The organism is Pseudaminobacter soli (ex Li et al. 2025), assembly GCF_003012705.1.
GTDB lineage: Bacteria > Pseudomonadota > Alphaproteobacteria > Rhizobiales > Rhizobiaceae > Pseudaminobacter > Pseudaminobacter soli.
In genome coordinates this window covers 1-17,069 of sequence record NZ_PXYL01000024.1, presented here as the reverse complement: position 1 = coordinate 17,069, position 17,069 = coordinate 1, and the positions used below count along the sequence as shown (strand labels likewise).

Sequence of the window (17,069 nt, the reverse complement as noted above, 5' to 3'; positions counted from 1 at the left end):
TTCGCGCGAGCGGTGGCGATCCGCCGCTCGCGCTCATATGCCCGGTCAGACGAAGGGCTTGCCGACCTCGTATTTCGCCGGCGCCAGCCGCTTCAGATAGGCCATGCCGGCATCTGAGAGGTTGTTGCCGTCCGGCAGCAGGAAGTCGTCCGGCATGTGGCGGGTCTTGCCTGCCACGCTGGCGAGCGGCACGCCCCGCATCACCGCCTTTTTCCCGTCGAACTGCAGTGCCACCGAGCCGCCGCCCTTTCCGGCAAGCTCCACCGCAAATGCGCCCGCCTCAAACGCTTCGGCAGCGTCCACAGGGCTGATGGTCGCGATATTGCCGCGCGGCATGTAGCCCAGCGTGTCGACGCGTGCGCGTTTGCCCGGGAGGCCGTCGCGCAGGGCCTGCTCGAAGGCAAGGCCGAGATCGCCGCCGGAGAGCTTTAGATTGCCATGCGCGTCGCGCTCCAGCCGGTCCGGCGGCACCAGGCTTTCCACCAGCGGCCGTCCGTCCTCGGTGGCAACGCCTTCGGACACGGCGACGATGCAGCGCTTGTGCTTGTCGAGCGTGGCGCGGACGTCGTCGATGAAACGCGGAACCGAGAAGGCGCGCTCCGGCACGTAGATGAGGTGCGGGCCGCTGTCCTCGTCGAAGCGCCAGGCCGCCGCCGCTGCCGTCAGGAAGCCGGCATGGCGGCCCATGACGATGCCGACATAGATGCCGGGCAGGGCGCGGAAGTCGAGGTCGACGGAGAGGAAGGCGCCTGCGACGAACTCGGCGGCGGAGATGAAGCCCGGCGTGTGGTCGTTCTCGACCAGATCATTGTCGATCGTCTTCGGCGCATGGACGAAGGCCATCGATCCGCCGGCTGCTTCGGCCAGGATTTCCTGCGTGCCGGCCGTGTCGTTGCCGCCAATATAGATGAAGGCGTCGGCGCCCTGCTTCTTCAACCCGGCCAGCACGAGGTCGCAATAGGCGGCATCGGGCTTGTCACGCGTGCTGCCCAACGCAGCACTTGGCGTTCCTGCGATGCGCAGCAGCTGCTCCTCGGGGACGGCGGACAGATCGACATAGTCGCCGTCGCGAATGCCGCGCACGCCGTGGCGCGCGCCCAGAATGTGGGCGCCGGGATGGCGCTTGCGGGCATCCAGGACGGCGCCTACCATGGTCTGGTTGATCACCGCGGTCGGGCCGCCGCCCTGGGCAATCACGAATGTCGTGGCCATAAAAGAACTCCTCGCCTTATGTTCCCGACATTTTCACCCGCCTGCGGGCCACGCGCAATACGATCCACCGTCAAATCTCGGCTGCTGTGCCAATTGCGCTGAGCCAGTCGATCTTTCGCTCTGGCCATGTGGCCCAACGTTGCCGTGACGGGGCTTTCTCGGGTACATGACTGCATCACGATTTCTCGAATGAGGATAGACATGACGACCAATGCTTCCCTCCAGGCGCGCCGCGTAGCGGCCGTTCCGCGCGGCGTCGCCACCGCCAATGCCGTTTTCGCCCAGCGCGCGGAAGGGTCCGAACTGTGGGATGCCGAGGGCAACCGGTACATCGACTTCGGTGGCGGCATTGCCGTGCTCAACACCGGCCATCGCCATCCGAAGGTGATCGCCGCGGTGCGCGACCAACTCGACGCCTATACCCACACCGCCTTCCAGATCGTGCCTTACGAGCCCTACATCGCGCTCTGCGAGCGGCTCAACGAAATAGCGCCGTTCAAGGGCCCGGCCAAGTCGATCCTGTTCTCCACCGGCGCCGAGGCTGTCGAGAACGCCGTCAAGATCGCCCGCGCCCACACCGGCCGCACCAATGTGATCGCCTTCACCGGCGCTTTCCACGGCCGCACGCTGATGACCAGCGCGCTGACCGGCAAGGTCGCGCCCTACAAGAAGAAGTTCGGCCCGATGCCGGCCGGCGTCTGGCACATCCCGTTCCCGGTGGCGCAGCACGGCGTGACCGTGGCCGACTCGCTGAAGGCGCTCGAATATCTGTTCCGCGCCGACGTCGACCCGGCGAACGTCGCCGCCATCATCATCGAGCCCGTGCAGGGCGAGGGCGGCTTCCACCCGGCCCCGACCGATCTGCTCGAGGCGCTGCGCAAGATCTGCGACGAGCACGGCATCCTGCTGATCGCCGACGAAGTGCAGACCGGCTTCGCCCGTACCGGCAAGATGTTCGGCATCGAGAACAGCGGCGTCGAGCCGGACCTGATCACCATCGCCAAGTCGCTCGCTGGCGGCTTCCCGCTCTCGGGCGTCGTCGGCCGCGCCGAGATCATGGACGCGCCGGAGCCGGGCGGCCTGGGCGGCACCTATGCCGGTAGCCCGCTGGCCTGCGCCGCAGCACTTGCCGTGCTCGACGTGATCAAGGAAGAGAAGCTGATCGACCGCGCCAACGCGCTCGGCGACCGCATGAAGGGCGAGCTGACCCGCTTTGCCCAGCGCAACGACATCGTGCCGATGGCCGCAATCCGCGGTCCGGGTGCCATGATCGCCTTCGACATCGTCAAGGATCGCGTCAGCCAGGAGCCGGATGCGGACGCCACCAAGCGCGTCACGCAGGCCGCTCTTGCCGAAGGCCTGGTGCTGCTCTCCTGCGGCGTGCACGCCAACACCATCCGTCTGCTGATGCCGCTGACGATCTCGGACGCGCTGCTGGACGAGGGCATGGCCAAGCTGGAGCGCGCACTGGTCGCCGCCAACCGGTAACAGCTTCGCGGATAGCTTAAGACAAAAACGCCCGGTCGAGTTTCGACCGGGCGTTTTTCATTTGGAAATCAGGCTGTGGGTGGCGCCGGGTTTACATCACGACGATGGGCGTGCCGGGGGGGACGCGGCTGTAGAGATCGATCACGTCCTGATTGATCATGCGCACGCAGCCGGACGAGACGGCTGTGCCGATCGACCACCATTCGGGCGAGCCATGCACGCGGAACAGCGTGTCGCGGCCATCCTTGAAGATGTAGAGCGCGCGGGCGCCGAGCGGATTGGTGAGGCCGCCGGGCTGGCCGCCGCGGTATTTTTCCAGCTCGGGCTTGCGGCCGATCATCTCGGCCGGCGGGGTCCAGGTCGGCCATTCCTTCTTGTACTGGATATTGGCGCGGCCGGACCAGACGAAGCCTTCCTTGCCGATGCCGACGCCATAGCGGATCGCATCGCCGCCCGGCTGCACCAGATAGAGGAACCGCTCCTGCAGGTGGACGACGATGGTGCCCGGCCGCTCGCCGGTCGGGTCGACCACGATCTGGCGCTGGAATTTGGGATTGATCTTGGCAAACGGCACCGGAGGCAGCGTGAAGCCGCTGTCGGTGAATGACGCATACATCAGGTCCGGGCTCGTCACCTGCTTGTCGACGCTGATGCGCGGCCGGATGGAGCCGGTGGTGAAGTCGTCCACCTGGACGGACGCGAGGTCCATCGTCTGCGAACAGCCGGCCGTGCCGAGCAGGGCCGAGCCGAGGCCGATCAGGGCGGCGCGGCGCGAGATCATCACGGGTTGGTCGGACTGGGTGTCGAAGGGATTGGTCGAGGCGGGTTTTTGCTGCACGGACACGCTTCCACGATTGAACACGAACGCTCTGGCAATCGCGAAACCCTGCGATCAAAGCCGTTCGCATTTTCAGGATTCATGGTTGATAAAGAATGAACTTGCGGAAACCTTTGCGCCGCAATGGCTTATGCTTTCGCGACCTGCTCGGCTGTGGCGAAATTGTGTGTCGGCGCCTGTGCAGCCACAACAACTCCTCGCTTGCGTCACAATCTGGGCCAGCCCGCTTTCTACCTCCGTCTGCGCCGCTGGAGAGGGAATCATGGGCAACACGTTCAAGACGGATCTGATGCTGTTTTCTGCGGCTTTCATTGCCGCGGCGATTGTGCTTTGCGCGAATATTGATCTCTCGGTCGTTGTTTCGGCAATCGCGAGGGTTCTGCCATGAACAGCCGCGCGAAACACGCCATGGAGCGGGTCGAAAATTTGCCCTTTACTTCGCCGCGCTGGCAGGGATTTATCCTTTCCTTTGAGCAAAGGAGATATCCATGCCGCTTGAAACCTGGGCAGCTTTCGCAGCCGCTTCGGCCGTTCTGCTGATCATCCCCGGTCCCACCATCCTGTTGGTGGTTTCCTATGCGCTCGGGCAGGGCTGGCGCACGGCACTGCCGATGGCGGTCGGCGTAGCACTCGGCGACTTCACGGCCATGACGCTGTCGATGCTCGGCATCGGCGCGCTGCTGATGGCTTCGGCCACCGTCTTCACCATTCTCAAATGGATCGGCGCGGCCTACCTGATCTATCTCGGCATAAAACTCTTCCGCGCCGGAGGAACGCTTCGGGCCGAGCCGCGCAAGACGGCGTCTTCGGCTGCCAAGATGATGGCGCATGCCTGGCTGGTCACCGCGCTCAACCCCAAGAGCATCACCTTCTTCGTTGCCTTCCTGCCGCAGTTCATCGACCGCCATGCTGATTTCTGGACGCAGATGACGATCTTCGAGGCGACCTTCCTCACGCTCGCCTTCATCAATGCCTTTGGCTACGCGCTGGTGGCATCGCGGGCGCGCGAACTGGTGCGCAATCCGCGCGCCATCGGCCTGTTCAACAAGGCCGGCGGCACGCTGCTGGTGGGTGCTGGCATCGCCACCGTGGCGGTTCGTTCCGGCAACTAATCCTGGCCCGGCGCGGTTCGCCACGCCGGCGTCCTCTCTTTTTTACGGGTCTCGAAAAAATACGTTCCCTGCGCGGCCGTATTTGTTATGAAGCGGTGAGCGGGAGAATTTTGCCTGGCAGTTTGCCGCGCGTTCGGGAGGGACGAACATGTATCTGGGAATCGATCTCGGCACGTCCGGCGTGAAGGCGCTTCTGATGGATGGCGGCCAGCGCATCATCGCCTCGGCCAACAGTTCGCTTGATGTGTCGCGCCCGCATCTGGGCTGGTCCGAGCAGGCGCCGGCCGACTGGATCCGTGCCACCGAGGAAGCGGTCGGCGCGCTCAGGGCCAGCCACCCCAAGGAACTGGCGGCGGTAAAGGGCATCGGCCTGTCCGGCCAGATGCATGGCGCGACGCTGCTCGATGCCGAAGACAAGGTGCTGCGTCCCTGCATTCTGTGGAACGATACGCGCAGCCATGCCGAAGCCGCCCGGCTCGACGCCGATCCGCGCTTTCGCAAGATCACCGGCAACATCGTGTTTCCCGGCTTCACCGCGCCAAAGCTGATGTGGGTGAAGAACAACGAGCCGGGCGTCTTTGCGCGCGTCGCCAAGGTGCTGCTGCCCAAGGATTATCTGCGGCTTTGGCTGGCGGGCGAGCACATTTCCGAAATGTCGGACTCGGCCGGCACGTCCTGGCTCGATGTCGCCGGGCGGCGCTGGTCGCCGGAACTTCTGGCTGCGACGGATCTCGACGAACGGCAGATGCCGCGCCTGGTCGAGGGCTCCGAGCAGGCGGGCATTCTGCGCGCCGAACTGGCTGCGAGATGGGGCATGGGCGCTGGCGTGGTGATTGCCGGTGGCGCGGGCGACAATGCGGCTTCCGCCTGCGGCATGGGCACGGTCAAGCCCGGCGAAGCCTTTGCCTCGCTCGGCACGTCGGGCGTGTTGTTTGCCGCCAACGGCGCCTATCTACCCAATCCGGAAAGTGCGGTGCACACGTTCTGCCATGCGCTGCCGAATGCCTGGCACCAGATGGGCGTGATCCTCGCCGCGACGGACTCGCTGAACTGGCTGGCCGGCATTACCGGCCGGAGCGCGGGCGAGTTGACCGGCGAGCTTGGCGATGCCTTGCGGGCGCCTTCGGGCGTCACCTTCCTGCCTTACATTTCGGGCGAGCGCACGCCGCACAACGATGCTGCCATCCGCGGCGTGTTCAGTGGGCTCGACCGCGAGTCCGACCGCGCAGCCCTTGCGCAAGCCGTGCTGGAAGGCGTGGCCTTCGCCTTCCGAGACAGCCTCGAGGCATTGGCCTCGGCCGGCACGACGCTGACGCGGGTGACGGCAATCGGCGGCGGTTCCCGCTCCCGCTACTGGCTGAAGGCGATTGCCACCGCGCTTGGGCTGCCCGTCGATCTGCCGGCAGACGGCGATTTCGGCGCGGCCTTCGGTGCCGCGCGTCTCGGCCTGATCGCGGTGGAAGGCGCCGACCCGTTTGCCGCCTGCACCGCGCCGGCGACGGCCGAAACCATCGAACCCGACGCGGCGCTGGCCGGTGCTTATGCTAAAGCTTACGAGCGCTATCGCGCCCTCTATCCGGCAGTCAAAAGCACGATGTGAGCTTTATCCCGGCACCTTGTCGAGGAAGCCGGTGACGCGCTTCAGGCGTCCGTCTTCGATGACGCCGAAATCGGTGCCTTCGATGACCGCTTCGCTGCCGTCAGGGCCGAGGCCCCAGGAAAAGCGGATGTGGTCGGCAAAACCGTCCGGCTTGCCCTTCAGGGTGAAGCGGAAGCCGGGGAACTGCTTGTGCACACCGTCGATCAGCGCGCCGATGCCGCCATGGCCGTCGCCCTGCATGATGGGGTCGTGGTAGCGGATGTCGGTGGCGAAGGCGGCTTCCAGCAGCTCGCGCCGGCGAGCCGGTTCGGCTTCGTTCCAGGCGGCGATGTAGTTCTTCGCAATCGTTTCGAGCTCGGTCATGATGTGTCTCCATCGGGTTTCGTCGTTGACGATCCCTTTGTGGGCCGAGCCGCGCGTCGAACCAATTACCTGCCAGGTAATGATCCGCGACCGTCATTGATTTGACGAAGTCGCCGCGCTTCGCCATGCTTTCCTCATGATCAGCGGCGTGCTTCTGGACCTATCCGGAGTGCTCTATGACGGCGACAGCCCGATCAAGCAGGCGGCCGCCTCCGTCCGGCGATTGCGCGAGGCCGGGCTGCCGCTGCGCTTCGTCAGCAACACCACGCGGTCGACCAGGCAAGATGTTCTTGCACGGCTGGAGAAGCTTGGCATCGAGGTCGGCGCAGATGAACTCTTTACCCCTGTGCATGCCGCGCGCGACTGGCTGAAGGCGCATGACTGCTCGGCGCATCTTCTGATCCACCCGGCACTTGAACCCGATTTTCGCGATCTGCCGTCGGGCAGGGGCCTTGCGGTCGTGGTCGGCGACGCGGCCGATGCCTTCGATTATTCGAGCCTCAACGCGGCCTTCCGCCTGCTGAATGCCGGCGCCGCGTTTCTGGCACTGGCCGACAATCGGGTGTTCAAGGATGCCGATGGCAAGCTCAGCCTCGATGCCGGACCGTTTGTCCGGGCGCTCGAATTCGCCAGCGGACGCAAGGCGACCGTGCTCGGCAAGCCGGCGCCTGAGTTTTTTCTCTCCGCGCTTGCCAACATGGAGTGTCCGCCCGGCGAGGCAGTCATGGTCGGCGACGACGCCGAGGGCGATACTGCCGGCGCCTTGCGGGCCGGGTTTTCCGCGGCGCTGCTGGTGCGCACGGGAAAATACCGGGATGGCGACGAGACGCGCTTCGAGCCGCGCCCGACTGAAGTGGTCGAGGACATCGCGGCGGCTACCGACTGGATTCTGGCGCACAGGTGATCAGCGCCGCCGCAGCTGCGTCGGCGACATGCCGAATGTCTTGGCAAACGCGCGCGAAAAGCCCGCAGCACTTGAGAAGCCTGTGCGCGCGGCGATGTCTGCCATGGGCACGGAGGTGTCCACCACCAGCCGCCGCGCCGCGCTGAGGCGCAGGCGCAGATAATAGGCACCGGGGGGCTCGCCGATCGACTTGCCAAAGATCTTTTCCAGCGCGCGGGTGGTCACGCCGGTGCGCCGGGCGATGGCCGAGATCGTCAACGGCTGGTCGATATGCGCTTCCATGAGGCGGATCGCCTGCGCGAGACGCGGGTCGTAGCCATCGAGACGGCCGAGCGAGACCAGCGGCTGTGCGTCGGTCGCCGCGCGCGCCTGGTCGTAGATGAAGACGCTGGCGACATCGAGCGCCACCGCCATGCCGAGGCGCGAGCGGATGAGGTGCAGCATCAGGTCGAAGGTGGGCGAGGCGCCGCCCGAGGTGAAGATCGGGCCATCGATGATGTAGCGGTCCGGCCGCACGTCGACGCCCGGGAAGGCGGCCGTAAAGTCCTCCATGTCCTCCCAGTGCGTGGTGGCGGTGCGGCCTTCCAGCAGTCCGGCGCGGCCGACAAGCCAGGTGCCGGCCTCGATGCCGCCCACCGCGCGCGCCGAGCGGGCCACGCGGCGCAGGCCCGCCAGCAGGGCAGGGCTGCCCTGCGTCTTGGTGCCGAATCCGCCGATGATACCCAGCATGTCGGTCTTTTCCGCCGGATCGAACTTGCCGCTGACCGCCACCGGCAGGCCGGAAGTGGTGACCGGTGGCTCGCCGTCCACCGAAACCAGCCTCCAGTCGAACAGCGTCTCACCCGACACGCGGTTCGCGGCACGCAGCGGATCGACGGCGGATGCCACGCACATGATGGAGCAGCCGGAGAAAACCAGCATCGTCACCTTGAGCGGCGAACGGTCTGGAAGAAAGACTGAGGGCTTTTCGCTTTTCATCAATCCATGTTCGTAAAGTGCAAAGCAGTGCCGCGCAAGGGAGGCAATGATCGCGATGGAGGAACGGCGCGATATCCGGGGCTTGAGCAACCGGGTGGCAGACGCGCCGATCGACTGGAGGAATTTATGCCGCTTTCCATGAACCGCGAGGTCTTCATCACCTGTGCCGTGACCGGCTCGGGCGGAACGCAGGACCGCAGCCCGCACGTGCCCCGCTCGCCCAAGCAGATCGCCGAATCGGCCATCGATGCGGCCAAGGCCGGCGCCGCAATCGTCCACTGCCACGTCCGCGACCCCGAGACCGGCAAGCCGCGCCGCGACGTCCATCTCTACCGCGAAGTGACCGAGCGCATCCGCGACGCCAATGTCGACGTGGTGCTGAACCTCACCGCCGGCATGGGCGGCGACATGGTGTTCGGTCCGGTCGAGTCGCCGCTGCCGCTGAGGGAGCAGGGCACCGACATGGGCGGCGCCTCGAACCGCATGGAGCATGTGCGCCAGTGCCTGCCGGAAATCTGCACGCTCGACTGCGGCACTATGAACTTCAATGAAGCCGACTATGTCATGACCAACACGCCCGGCATGCTGCGCGCCATGGGCGGCATGATGACCGAGCTGGGGGTGAAGCCCGAGATCGAGGCCTTCGACACCGGCCATCTCTGGTTCGCCAAGGAGCTGGTCAAGGAAGGCGTGCTGAAGCCCGACGCGCTGGTCCAGCTCTGCATGGGCGTTCCGTGGGGTGCGCCGGACGACCTCAACACCTTCATGGCCATGGTCAACAACGTGCCGTCGGACTGGAACTGGTCGGCCTTCTCGCTCGGCCGCAACCAGATGGCCTATGCCGCGGCCGCAGTGATTGCCGGCGGCAATGTCCGCGTCGGCCTCGAGGACAATCTGTGGCTCGACAAGGGCGTGCTGGCGACCAACGCGCAGTTGGTCGATCGCGCAGTCGGCATCATCGAGCGCATGGGCGCCCGTGTGATCGGGCCGGAGGAAGTGCGCCAGAAGCTGAACCTCACCAAGCGTGCGCCTTTGCCGGCATAACCCGGCAAGGGCTTCCAGGCGGAGAAGGGAGGAGACGCCATGGAAACGGTTAAGTTCACGGCGATGAAGGATGGCGACCGCGAGGACTACGCCTTCCTCAACGAGCATGAGATCGAGTTCGCCGTCAGGACCGGTGGGCGCCTTCTCGACGCGCTCGTAAAGCTCGATGAGAGCCTGTCGGGCTACAAGGTCACCCGGCTTGGCCACTCTGTCCAGGCGGCCACCCGCGCCTGGCTCGATGGCGCCGACGACGACTGGATCGTCTGCGCGCTCCTGCACGACATCGGCGACATCTACGCGCCCTACAACCACGACGAATATGCGGCCGCGATCCTGCGGCCGTTCGTTCGCGAACAATGCCACTGGGTGGTCGAGAAGCACGGGGATTTCCAGCGCCTCTATTACGCGCATCACGTCGGCGGCAATCGCCATGCGCGCGATAAGTTTGCCGGGCATCCCTACTACGACGACTGCGACCAGTTCTGCGAGCGGTGGGACCAGTCGAGCTTCGACCCTGACTACGAAACCCTGCCGCTCGATTTCTTCCGGCCCATGGTGGAGAAGGTATTCTCCCGCCAGGCCTACGATCCCGCGGTCATCCGCGTCGGCGAGCGCGTCGCGCTCGTCAATCCTGAAATAGCCAGCCAAAGAGCCGGAGCATCCGCATGAGCAGTATCAAGAAAGCAGCCGCCATCGGCGGCGGAGTCATTGGCGCGGGCTGGGTCGCGCGTCTGTTGCTTAATGGCATCGACGTCGCGATCTACGATCCCGATCCGGAGGCCTCGCGCAAGGTCGACGAGGTGATGAAGGGCGCGCGCCGCGCCTACAAGCAGATGCTGCCCGGCGGCCTGCCCCAGGAAGGCAAGCTGACCTTCGCCAAGACCATCGCCGAGGCGGTGACGGGCGCCGACTTCATCCAGGAAAGCGTGCCGGAGCGGCTCGACATCAAGCACAAGGTGCTGGCCGAGATCGACGCCCATGCCCCGGCCGATGCGCTGATCGGCTCGTCCACCTCGGGCATCAAGCCGACCGATATGCAGCCGGCGCTGAAGCATCCGGAGCGCCTGGTCGTCGGCCATCCGTTCAACCCGGTCTATCTCCTGCCGCTGGTCGAGATCGTCGGCGGCGAGAAGACCACGCCTGCCTTCGTCGAGAAGGCGCGCGAGCTTTACGCCTCCATCGGCATGAAGCCGGTGGTGATCCGCAAGGAGATCGAGGCCTTCGTCGGCGACCGCCTGCTGGAAGCCGCATGGCGCGAAGCGCTGTGGCTGATCAAGGACGGCATCTGCTCGGTCGAGGAACTCGACGACATCATGCGCTACTCCTTCGGCCTGCGCTGGGCGCAGATGGGCATGTTCCAGGTCTATCGCATCGCCGGCGGCGAAGCGGGCATGCGCCACTTCATGGCCCAGTTCGGTCCGTGCCTGTCCTGGCCGTGGACCAAGCTGATGGACGTGCCGGAGTTCAATGACGAGCTGGTCGATCTCATTGCCGGCCAGTCCGACGAGCAGTCCGACAAATGGTCGATCCGTGAGCTGGAAAAGATCCGCGACGACAACCTCGTCGCTATCATGGAAGCGCTGGGCAAGCAGAACAAGGGCAAGGGCTGGGGCGCTGGTGAACTGCACAACGACTACACCAAGCGCCTCGCCAAGCTGGCCGCCAAGAAGCCGGTTTCCAAGGCTGCCGCGAAGGCAAAGGCAGAGAAGCCGGTGAAGAAGGCGGCTGCGGTGAAGAGGAAAACCGCAGCGTAAGGTTTGTGTCGCTGTCATTTCGGCCCCACTCCGTCGCGCTTTGCGACGCCTCTCACTCGACCGATGGGGGAGAGGAAAGACCTGCGGCACGAGCGTTCGTCTCGTGATCCGCAGAGGGGGCGATTGGCGTAGCGAATGCGGCTGAAACGCCCTTCCTCTCCCCCGGGGGGGAGAGGTGGTTTGCGAAGCAAACCGGAGTGGGGGTCGAATTCAAGGTGGCTGTACCGAGCCACTTGCATGGGAGGTAAATCATGGATTTCGGGCTTACCGAAGAACAGCGCCTGATCGTCGACACGACGCGGGCCTTTGTCGAAAACGAACTCTACCCGCATGAAGCGGAAGTCGAACGCACCGGGCATCTGCGCCGTGAGCTGATCGAGGAGATCAAGGCCAAGGCGATCGAGGCCGGTCTCTACGCCGCTAACATGCCAGCCGAAGTCGGCGGCGCGGGCCTCGATACGGTGTCGTGGCTGCTCTACGAAAAGGAACTCGGCCGCGCCAACTATGCGCTGCACTGGACCTGCGTGGCGCGCCCGTCCAACATCCTGCTCGCCGGCACCGACGACCAGAAGGAAAGGTACCTCTATCCCTGCATTCGCGGCGAGAAGTGGGACTGCCTGGCCATGACCGAGCCGGGCGCCGGTTCGGATCTGCGCGGCATGAAGGCGAGCGCCGTGCAGGACGGCGACGATTTTGTCCTTAACGGCACCAAGCATTTCATCAGCCACGCCGACATCGCCGATTTCGCCATCGTCTTCATGGCATCGGGCGAGGAGGATTCCCCGCGCGGCAAGCGCAAGAAGATCACCGCTTTCTTCGTCGACAAGGGCACGCCGGGCTTCAATGTGCGTGACGGCTACCGCAACGTCTCGCATCGCGGCTATACCAACGCCATCCTCGAGTTCGACAATTGCCGCCTGCCCAAGAGCCAGGTGCTGGGCGAGGTACACAAGGGCTTTGAGGTCGCCAACAGCTGGCTCGGCGCAACCCGCCTGCAGGTCGCCTCGACCTGCCTCGGACGTGCCGAGCGCGCGCTTGGCCATGCCATCGAATATGCCGCGCAGCGCGAGCAGTTCGGCCAGCAGATCGGCAAGTTCCAGGGCGTTTCCTTCAAGCTGGCCGACATGGCGACGGAGCTGAAGGCGGCGGAGCTGCTCACCCGCGAAGCCGGCTGGAAATATGACCAGGGCACCGTGACCGACCAGGACATGGCCATGGCCAAGCTCAAGGCCACCGAGGTTCTGGCCTTCATCGCCGACGAGGCGATCCAGATCCATGGTGGCATGGGCCTGATGGACGACCTGCCGCTGGAGCGCATCTGGCGCGACGCCCGCGTCGAGCGCATCTGGGAAGGAACGTCGGAAATCCAGCGTCACATCATCAGCCGCGCGCTGCTGCGCGCCGTGGGAGGCTGAGCCATGCTGCGTCTTGAACGGCTCCTGCGTCCGAAATCGATTGCGGTCATCGGCGGCGGCTCGTTTGCGCCCAACGTCGTCAAGCAATCGCTGAAAATGGGCTTTGCCGGCGACATCTGGCCGGTGCACCCCAAGCGCGACGAGGTGGAGGGCGTGAAGGCCTACACCTCCGTCGCCGACCTGCCGGGCGCGCCCGACGCCGTCTTCATCGGCGTCAACCGCTTCGCCACCATCGATATCGTGCGCGAACTTTCCGAACGTGGTGCTGGCGGGGCGATCTGCTTCGCCTCGGGCTTCCTCGAAGCCGGCGCAGACGATGACGACGGCGAGCGGCTGCAGGCCGAGCTGGTCGCGGCGGCGGGCTCCATGCCTGTCATCGGGCCGAACTGCTACGGCCTCATCAACTATGCCGACGGCGCGCTTCTGTGGCCCGACCAGCATGGCGGCCAGCGGCTGGAGCCCGGCACGCGCGGCGTGGCGATCATCACGCAGTCGTCCAACATCGCCTGCAACATCACCATGCAGCAGCGCGGTTTGCCGATCTCTTTCCTGATGACGGCCGGCAACCAGGCGCAGACGGGTCTTTCCGAAATGGCGCTCGGCCTGATCGAGGACGACCGCGTTTCCTGTCTTGGCCTGCACATCGAGGGTTTTGACAAGGTCGACGGTTTCGAGCGGCTGGCGGCGCGGGCGCGCGAGCTGAAGAAGCCGATCGTGGCCATGAAGGTCGGCCGCTCCGAGCAGGCACGCGCCGCGACCGTGTCGCACACCGCCTCGCTCGCCGGCTCGGACGCTTCGTCCGACGCCTTCCTCAAGCGCCTCGGCATTGCACGGGTCAACTCGATCCCGTCCTTCCTCGAGACACTGAAGGTTCTGCACGCCTTCGGTCCGCTGCCTGGCTACACGCTGTCCTCGATGAGCTGCTCGGGCGGCGAGGCCTCGGTGATGGCCGACAGTGCGGAAGGCCGCAAGGTGCGCTTCCCTAAGCTCACCCAGGAGCACTGGTCGCGGGTGAAATCGACGCTCGGCTCCTTCGTGGCGGTGGCCAATCCGCTCGATTACCACACCTTCATCTGGGCCAACGAGCCGGCCATGACCGACACCTTCACCGCGATGGTGTCGGGTGGGTTCGACCTCAACATGCTGGTGCTCGACTTCCCGCGCGGCGACCGCTGCTCGGATGCCGACTGGTGGCCGACGGTGCGCGCATTCAAGTCCGCAGTGAAGACCAACAAGGCACGCGGCGCCATCGTCGCCTCGATGCTGGAAAACGTGACCGAGGCGCACGCCGCCGAGCTGTTCAAGCGCGGCATCGTACCTCTGCAGGGCATCGTCGAGGCGATGGATGCGGCCGAGGCGGCGGCATTTATCGGCGAGGCATGGGCGCGTCCGGCAAGTGGTGCCATCGGGTCGAATGCAAATTCGACTGCCGGTTCGGCCCGCAATACGCCCGACGAGGCCGAAGCCAAGGCGCTGCTGCGTTCGGCCGGTCTTGCAGTGCCGCAGGGCGCGCGCGCGGCCAGCGTCGCGGAGGCTGTCGCGGCTGCCGAGAAGCTCGGCTTCCCCGTTGCGTTGAAGGCGCTGGGTGTCGCCCACAAGAGCGAGCTCGGTGCGGTGAAACTCAACCTCAAGTCTGCGGAAGAAGTGCGGGTGACCGCCGAGACTTTGCTGCCGCTCGGCACCGGCCTCTATGTCGAGCGCATGGTGGAGGGCGGCGTCGCCGAACTGATCGTCGGCGTTACGCGCGATGCGCTGTTTGGCCCGGTCATGACCGTTGGCACCGGCGGCGTGCTGGTCGAACTGCTCAAGGACAGCGCCACGCTGCTTCTGCCCGCATCGCGCGACGAAGTCGAGGCGGCGCTGAAGAGCCTGCGGCTCTACCCGCTACTCGACGGCTATCGCGGCCGCGCCAAGGCCGATGTGTCGGCTGCGGTGGACGCGATCCTCGCCATTTCGCGCTTCGTCCAGGAACGCGCGGGCACGATCGAGGAACTCGACGTGAACCCGCTGATCGTCTGCGGCGAGGGCAAGGGTGCATGGATCGCCGACGCGCTTCTGGTGACCAACGAAGGCGAAGCGGCAGCCGCCGCTTCCCACGAGAAAAAGGTTGCGGTCTCAGTCGAAGGCTGAGCCGCCAGGGAGGTTTCCAAAATGTCCGATGTCGTAAAAACCCGGCGCGAAGGCGCCATTCTCGAAGTCACGCTCGACAGGCCCAAGGCCAATGCGATCGACCTTGCCACCTCGCGTCAGATGGGCCTGACCTTCCAGGCCTTCCGTGACGATCCCGAACTGCGCGTTTGCATCGTGAAGACGGCCGGCGAAAAGTTCTTCTCCGCCGGCTGGGACCTCAAGGCCGCCGCCAATGGCGATGCGGTTGACGGCGACTATGGCGTGGGCGGTTTTGCCGGCCTGCAGGAATTGCGCGACATGAACAAGCCGGTTATCGCCTGCGTCAACGGCATGGCGGTGGGCGGCGGCTTCGAGCTCGCGCTGTCCTGCGATCTCATCTACGCCTCCGAGCATTCCTCCTTCGCGCTGCCGGAAATCCGTGCCGGCACGCTGGCCGATGCGGCGACGATAAAACTGCCCAAGCGCATTCCCTATCACATCGCCATGGACCTGCTGCTTACCGGCCGCTGGATGGACGTGGCCGAAGCGCATCGCTGGGGCCTCGTCAACGAGGTGCTGCCGGCCGACAAGCTGGAGGACCGTGTCTGGGAGATCGCCCGCCTGCTCGCCGGCGGCCCGCCGCTGGTCTTCGCCTCCATCAAGGAAGTGGCCCGCAGGGCCGAGGCGATGGAGTTCCAGGACGCCATGAACTGGATCACCAAGCGCAAGTTCCGCACCGTCGACGAGCTCTACGCCTCCGAAGACAACATGGAAGGTTTTCGCGCGTTTGCCGAAAAGCGCGACCCGGTGTGGAAGGGCAAATAGCATAGCAGTGCAGGAGGACGACCGATGACCGACTACAGCAAGCTGATCGATGCCGAGACCTGGGCCTTCATCGACCGCACCAACAGCTTCTATCCGCCGGACGCGGTCGACCACAGCGTGGAAGAGCAGCGGCGCACCTATGACCGGATGTGCCGCGAGTTCCATGCCGGCTATCCTGCAAGCGTGACGGCGACGGATTCCGCCGTCGAAACGCCGACGCACAAGATCCCGGTTCGCATCTATCGCAATGTCGAGCCGAACGACGCGGCCGTGGTGCTCTATTTCCACGGCGGCGGCTTTATCCTGGGCGGGCTCGACAGCCATGACGACGTCTGCGCCGAAATCTGCGAGCGCAGCGGCTACGAGGTGGTGTTGGTCGACTACCGCCTGGTGCCGGAGCACACCCACCCTGCAGCCTATGACGACTGCCGGGCGGCCTTCGAATGGGCGGCCAAGACCTATTCGCAGCCCATCGTTCTGTGCGGAGACTCGGCCGGCGGCAATCTGGCGGCGGCCGTGGCGCACACCACGCGCGGTCACAGCCGGGCGGCCATTGGCCAGGTTCTGATCTATCCCGGCCTCGGCGGTAAGCTCGGGCAGGGGTCTTATCTCACGCATTCCGACGCCCCGCTGCTGAGCGTTCGCGACATGGACTATTATCGCGACATGCGGGCCGGCGGGCGTGACATCTCGGAGGATGTGAGCTTCGCCCCGTTCAACGATGCGGACTATTCCGGCCTGCCGCCGACGGCCGTCATCACCGCCGAATGTGACCCGCTGTCCGATGACGGCCGCGACTATCGCGACCGCATCCTGGCTGCCGGCGGCAAGGCCTGGTGGTTCGACGAGCCGGGACTGGTGCATGGCTATCTGCGGGCCCGCCACTCGGTCGGCCGCGCGCGCGAAAGCTTTACGCGCATCGTCGATGCGGTGCGTGCGCTTGGGAAGGGCGACTGGCCGTATTGAGGACGCGCTCCCTCCCCCTTGAGGGGGCCGCACTTCATCCCACCCTCGTGGTTCGAGGCTCGCCCTTCGGGCTTCGGCCCTCCGCTATGGCTCCGGGCGTTCGTCATTCGAAAAGCCAAATCTTTGGCTTTTCGTGCGCTCCGCGCACCATTCCTCACCCTCACCATGAGGGCTACGGTTGGCGCTGGCCTCCCACATTCTGAAGTGCCGCGCCAACTTCCCTCATGCTGAGGTGCTCGCCCTCAGGGCGAGCCTCGAAGCACGCACCTATTCATTGCCACGCCCGGTTTTCACCGTCTGGCCATTGTCATCCTTCGACAAGCTCAGGATGAGGGAACCTGGGAAGACGGGCGGTCGTCGGACGCGCTCGTTTAGGTAAATCTTGCGGTCCTTCGACCGCCCGTTCGATGCGCTTGCCTGGGTTTGTTCGCCTCCGCATTCGCGCGGCCAGCCACACCCTG

The 17,069-nt window shown here is 65.3% G+C and carries 17 protein-coding genes; 12 read left to right on the top strand and 5 right to left on the bottom strand.

All coding sequences use genetic code 11. From position 1 onward, the window contains the following. Nucleotides 1-45: 45 nt before the first annotated feature. Entirely contained in the window at nucleotides 46-1,212 is a 1,167-nt protein-coding gene (locus C7I85_RS26840) for a diphosphate--fructose-6-phosphate 1-phosphotransferase (RefSeq protein ID WP_106727075.1), read from the bottom strand. A gap of 201 nt (nucleotides 1,213-1,413) precedes the next feature. Here C7I85_RS26840 and gabT point away from each other — a divergent pair, with 201 nt between their 5' ends. Next, complete coding sequence (gene gabT, locus C7I85_RS26835) at nucleotides 1,414-2,700, top strand: 4-aminobutyrate--2-oxoglutarate transaminase (RefSeq protein ID WP_106727074.1); 1,287 nt, start codon at nucleotides 1,414-1,416, stop codon at nucleotides 2,698-2,700. A 91-nt stretch (nucleotides 2,701-2,791) separates the two neighbouring features. Here the strand turns inward: gabT and C7I85_RS26830 are convergent, their stop codons facing one another. Then, nucleotides 2,792-3,481 (bottom strand): L,D-transpeptidase, encoded by a 690-nt coding sequence (locus C7I85_RS26830; RefSeq protein WP_245445125.1) that lies wholly within the window; start codon nucleotides 3,479-3,481, stop codon nucleotides 2,792-2,794. Between the two features lie 319 nt (nucleotides 3,482-3,800). Here C7I85_RS26830 and C7I85_RS32110 point away from each other — a divergent pair, with 319 nt between their 5' ends. The 3 genes from C7I85_RS32110 to xylB all read left to right on the top strand — a co-directional run bounded on the left by C7I85_RS32110 (nucleotide 3,801) and on the right by xylB (nucleotide 6,250). Next, nucleotides 3,801-3,926, top strand: a complete 126-nt coding sequence (locus tag C7I85_RS32110; RefSeq protein ID WP_280954426.1) for a hypothetical protein — start codon at nucleotides 3,801-3,803, stop codon at nucleotides 3,924-3,926. A 100-nt stretch (nucleotides 3,927-4,026) separates the two neighbouring features. Further along, complete coding sequence (locus C7I85_RS26825) at nucleotides 4,027-4,650, top strand: LysE family translocator (protein ID WP_106727072.1); 624 nt, start codon at nucleotides 4,027-4,029, stop codon at nucleotides 4,648-4,650. A 148-nt stretch (nucleotides 4,651-4,798) separates the two neighbouring features. Next, on the top strand, nucleotides 4,799-6,250 hold the full coding sequence (gene xylB / locus C7I85_RS26820) for a xylulokinase (protein WP_106727071.1): 1,452 nt from the start codon (nucleotides 4,799-4,801) through the stop codon (nucleotides 6,248-6,250). 3 nt (nucleotides 6,251-6,253) lie between these two features. On the opposite strand, the gene C7I85_RS26815 is transcribed toward xylB, so the two are convergent. Further along, entirely contained in the window at nucleotides 6,254-6,613 is a 360-nt protein-coding gene (locus C7I85_RS26815) for a nuclear transport factor 2 family protein (protein WP_106727070.1), read from the bottom strand. 136 nt (nucleotides 6,614-6,749) lie between these two features. Here C7I85_RS26815 and C7I85_RS26810 point away from each other — a divergent pair, with 136 nt between their 5' ends. Beyond that, nucleotides 6,750-7,517 (top strand): TIGR01458 family HAD-type hydrolase, encoded by a 768-nt coding sequence (locus C7I85_RS26810; protein WP_106727069.1) that lies wholly within the window; start codon nucleotides 6,750-6,752, stop codon nucleotides 7,515-7,517. On the opposite strand, the gene C7I85_RS26805 is transcribed toward C7I85_RS26810, so the two are convergent. Then, entirely contained in the window at nucleotides 7,518-8,498 is a 981-nt protein-coding gene (locus tag C7I85_RS26805) for a GlxA family transcriptional regulator (RefSeq protein WP_106727068.1), read from the bottom strand. A 123-nt stretch (nucleotides 8,499-8,621) separates the two neighbouring features. On the opposite strand from C7I85_RS26805, the gene C7I85_RS26800 reads away from it, so the two are divergent. From C7I85_RS26800 to C7I85_RS26770, 7 genes are all read left to right on the top strand, one after another. Then, nucleotides 8,622-9,539, top strand: a complete 918-nt coding sequence (locus C7I85_RS26800) for a 3-keto-5-aminohexanoate cleavage protein (RefSeq protein WP_106727067.1) — start codon at nucleotides 8,622-8,624, stop codon at nucleotides 9,537-9,539. A 39-nt stretch (nucleotides 9,540-9,578) separates the two neighbouring features. Then, complete coding sequence (locus C7I85_RS26795; protein ID WP_106727066.1) at nucleotides 9,579-10,208, top strand: HD domain-containing protein; 630 nt, start codon at nucleotides 9,579-9,581, stop codon at nucleotides 10,206-10,208. Next, nucleotides 10,205-11,293 (top strand): carnitine 3-dehydrogenase, encoded by a 1,089-nt coding sequence (locus tag C7I85_RS26790; RefSeq protein WP_106727065.1) that lies wholly within the window; start codon nucleotides 10,205-10,207, stop codon nucleotides 11,291-11,293. The genes C7I85_RS26795 and C7I85_RS26790 overlap by 4 nt, the downstream gene beginning before the upstream one ends. A 251-nt stretch (nucleotides 11,294-11,544) precedes the next feature. Beyond that, complete coding sequence (locus tag C7I85_RS26785; protein WP_106727064.1) at nucleotides 11,545-12,708, top strand: acyl-CoA dehydrogenase family protein; 1,164 nt, start codon at nucleotides 11,545-11,547, stop codon at nucleotides 12,706-12,708. A gap of 3 nt (nucleotides 12,709-12,711) precedes the next feature. Beyond that, nucleotides 12,712-14,838, top strand: a complete 2,127-nt coding sequence (locus C7I85_RS26780; protein WP_106727063.1) for an acetate--CoA ligase family protein — start codon at nucleotides 12,712-12,714, stop codon at nucleotides 14,836-14,838. Nucleotides 14,839-14,859: 21 nt separating this feature from the next. Beyond that, entirely contained in the window at nucleotides 14,860-15,642 is a 783-nt protein-coding gene (locus tag C7I85_RS26775; RefSeq protein ID WP_106727062.1) for a carnitinyl-CoA dehydratase, read from the top strand. 24 nt (nucleotides 15,643-15,666) lie between these two features. After that, on the top strand, nucleotides 15,667-16,608 hold the full coding sequence (locus C7I85_RS26770; RefSeq protein ID WP_106727061.1) for an alpha/beta hydrolase: 942 nt from the start codon (nucleotides 15,667-15,669) through the stop codon (nucleotides 16,606-16,608). A 267-nt stretch (nucleotides 16,609-16,875) separates the two neighbouring features. Here C7I85_RS26770 and C7I85_RS31425 read toward each other — a convergent pair. After that, the coding region (locus C7I85_RS31425; RefSeq protein ID WP_210203087.1) for a hypothetical protein at nucleotides 16,876-17,069 on the bottom strand (194 nt) is incomplete at its 5' end.

Excerpts from the sequence above, each read along its gene's own strand:
- C7I85_RS26840 (WP_106727075.1), bottom strand. The coding sequence starts at position 1,212 with ATGGCCACGACATTCGTGATTGCCCAGGGCGGCGGCCCGACCGCGGTG.
- gabT (WP_106727074.1), top strand. The coding sequence starts at position 1,414 with ATGACGACCAATGCTTCCCTCCAGGCGCGCCGCGTAGCGGCCGTTCCG.
- C7I85_RS26830 (WP_245445125.1), bottom strand. The coding sequence starts at position 3,481 with ATGATCTCGCGCCGCGCCGCCCTGATCGGCCTCGGCTCGGCCCTGCTC.
- C7I85_RS32110 (WP_280954426.1), top strand. The coding sequence starts at position 3,801 with ATGGGCAACACGTTCAAGACGGATCTGATGCTGTTTTCTGCGGCTTTC.
- C7I85_RS26825 (WP_106727072.1), top strand. The coding sequence starts at position 4,027 with ATGCCGCTTGAAACCTGGGCAGCTTTCGCAGCCGCTTCGGCCGTTCTG.
- xylB (WP_106727071.1), top strand. The coding sequence starts at position 4,799 with ATGTATCTGGGAATCGATCTCGGCACGTCCGGCGTGAAGGCGCTTCTG.
- C7I85_RS26815 (WP_106727070.1), bottom strand. The coding sequence starts at position 6,613 with ATGACCGAGCTCGAAACGATTGCGAAGAACTACATCGCCGCCTGGAAC.
- C7I85_RS26810 (WP_106727069.1), top strand. The coding sequence starts at position 6,750 with ATGATCAGCGGCGTGCTTCTGGACCTATCCGGAGTGCTCTATGACGGC.
- C7I85_RS26800 (WP_106727067.1), top strand. The coding sequence starts at position 8,622 with ATGCCGCTTTCCATGAACCGCGAGGTCTTCATCACCTGTGCCGTGACC.
- C7I85_RS26795 (WP_106727066.1), top strand. The coding sequence starts at position 9,579 with ATGGAAACGGTTAAGTTCACGGCGATGAAGGATGGCGACCGCGAGGAC.
- C7I85_RS26790 (WP_106727065.1), top strand. The coding sequence starts at position 10,205 with ATGAGCAGTATCAAGAAAGCAGCCGCCATCGGCGGCGGAGTCATTGGC.
- C7I85_RS26785 (WP_106727064.1), top strand. The coding sequence starts at position 11,545 with ATGGATTTCGGGCTTACCGAAGAACAGCGCCTGATCGTCGACACGACG.
- C7I85_RS26780 (WP_106727063.1), top strand. The coding sequence starts at position 12,712 with ATGCTGCGTCTTGAACGGCTCCTGCGTCCGAAATCGATTGCGGTCATC.
- C7I85_RS26775 (WP_106727062.1), top strand. The coding sequence starts at position 14,860 with ATGTCCGATGTCGTAAAAACCCGGCGCGAAGGCGCCATTCTCGAAGTC.
- C7I85_RS26770 (WP_106727061.1), top strand. The coding sequence starts at position 15,667 with ATGACCGACTACAGCAAGCTGATCGATGCCGAGACCTGGGCCTTCATC.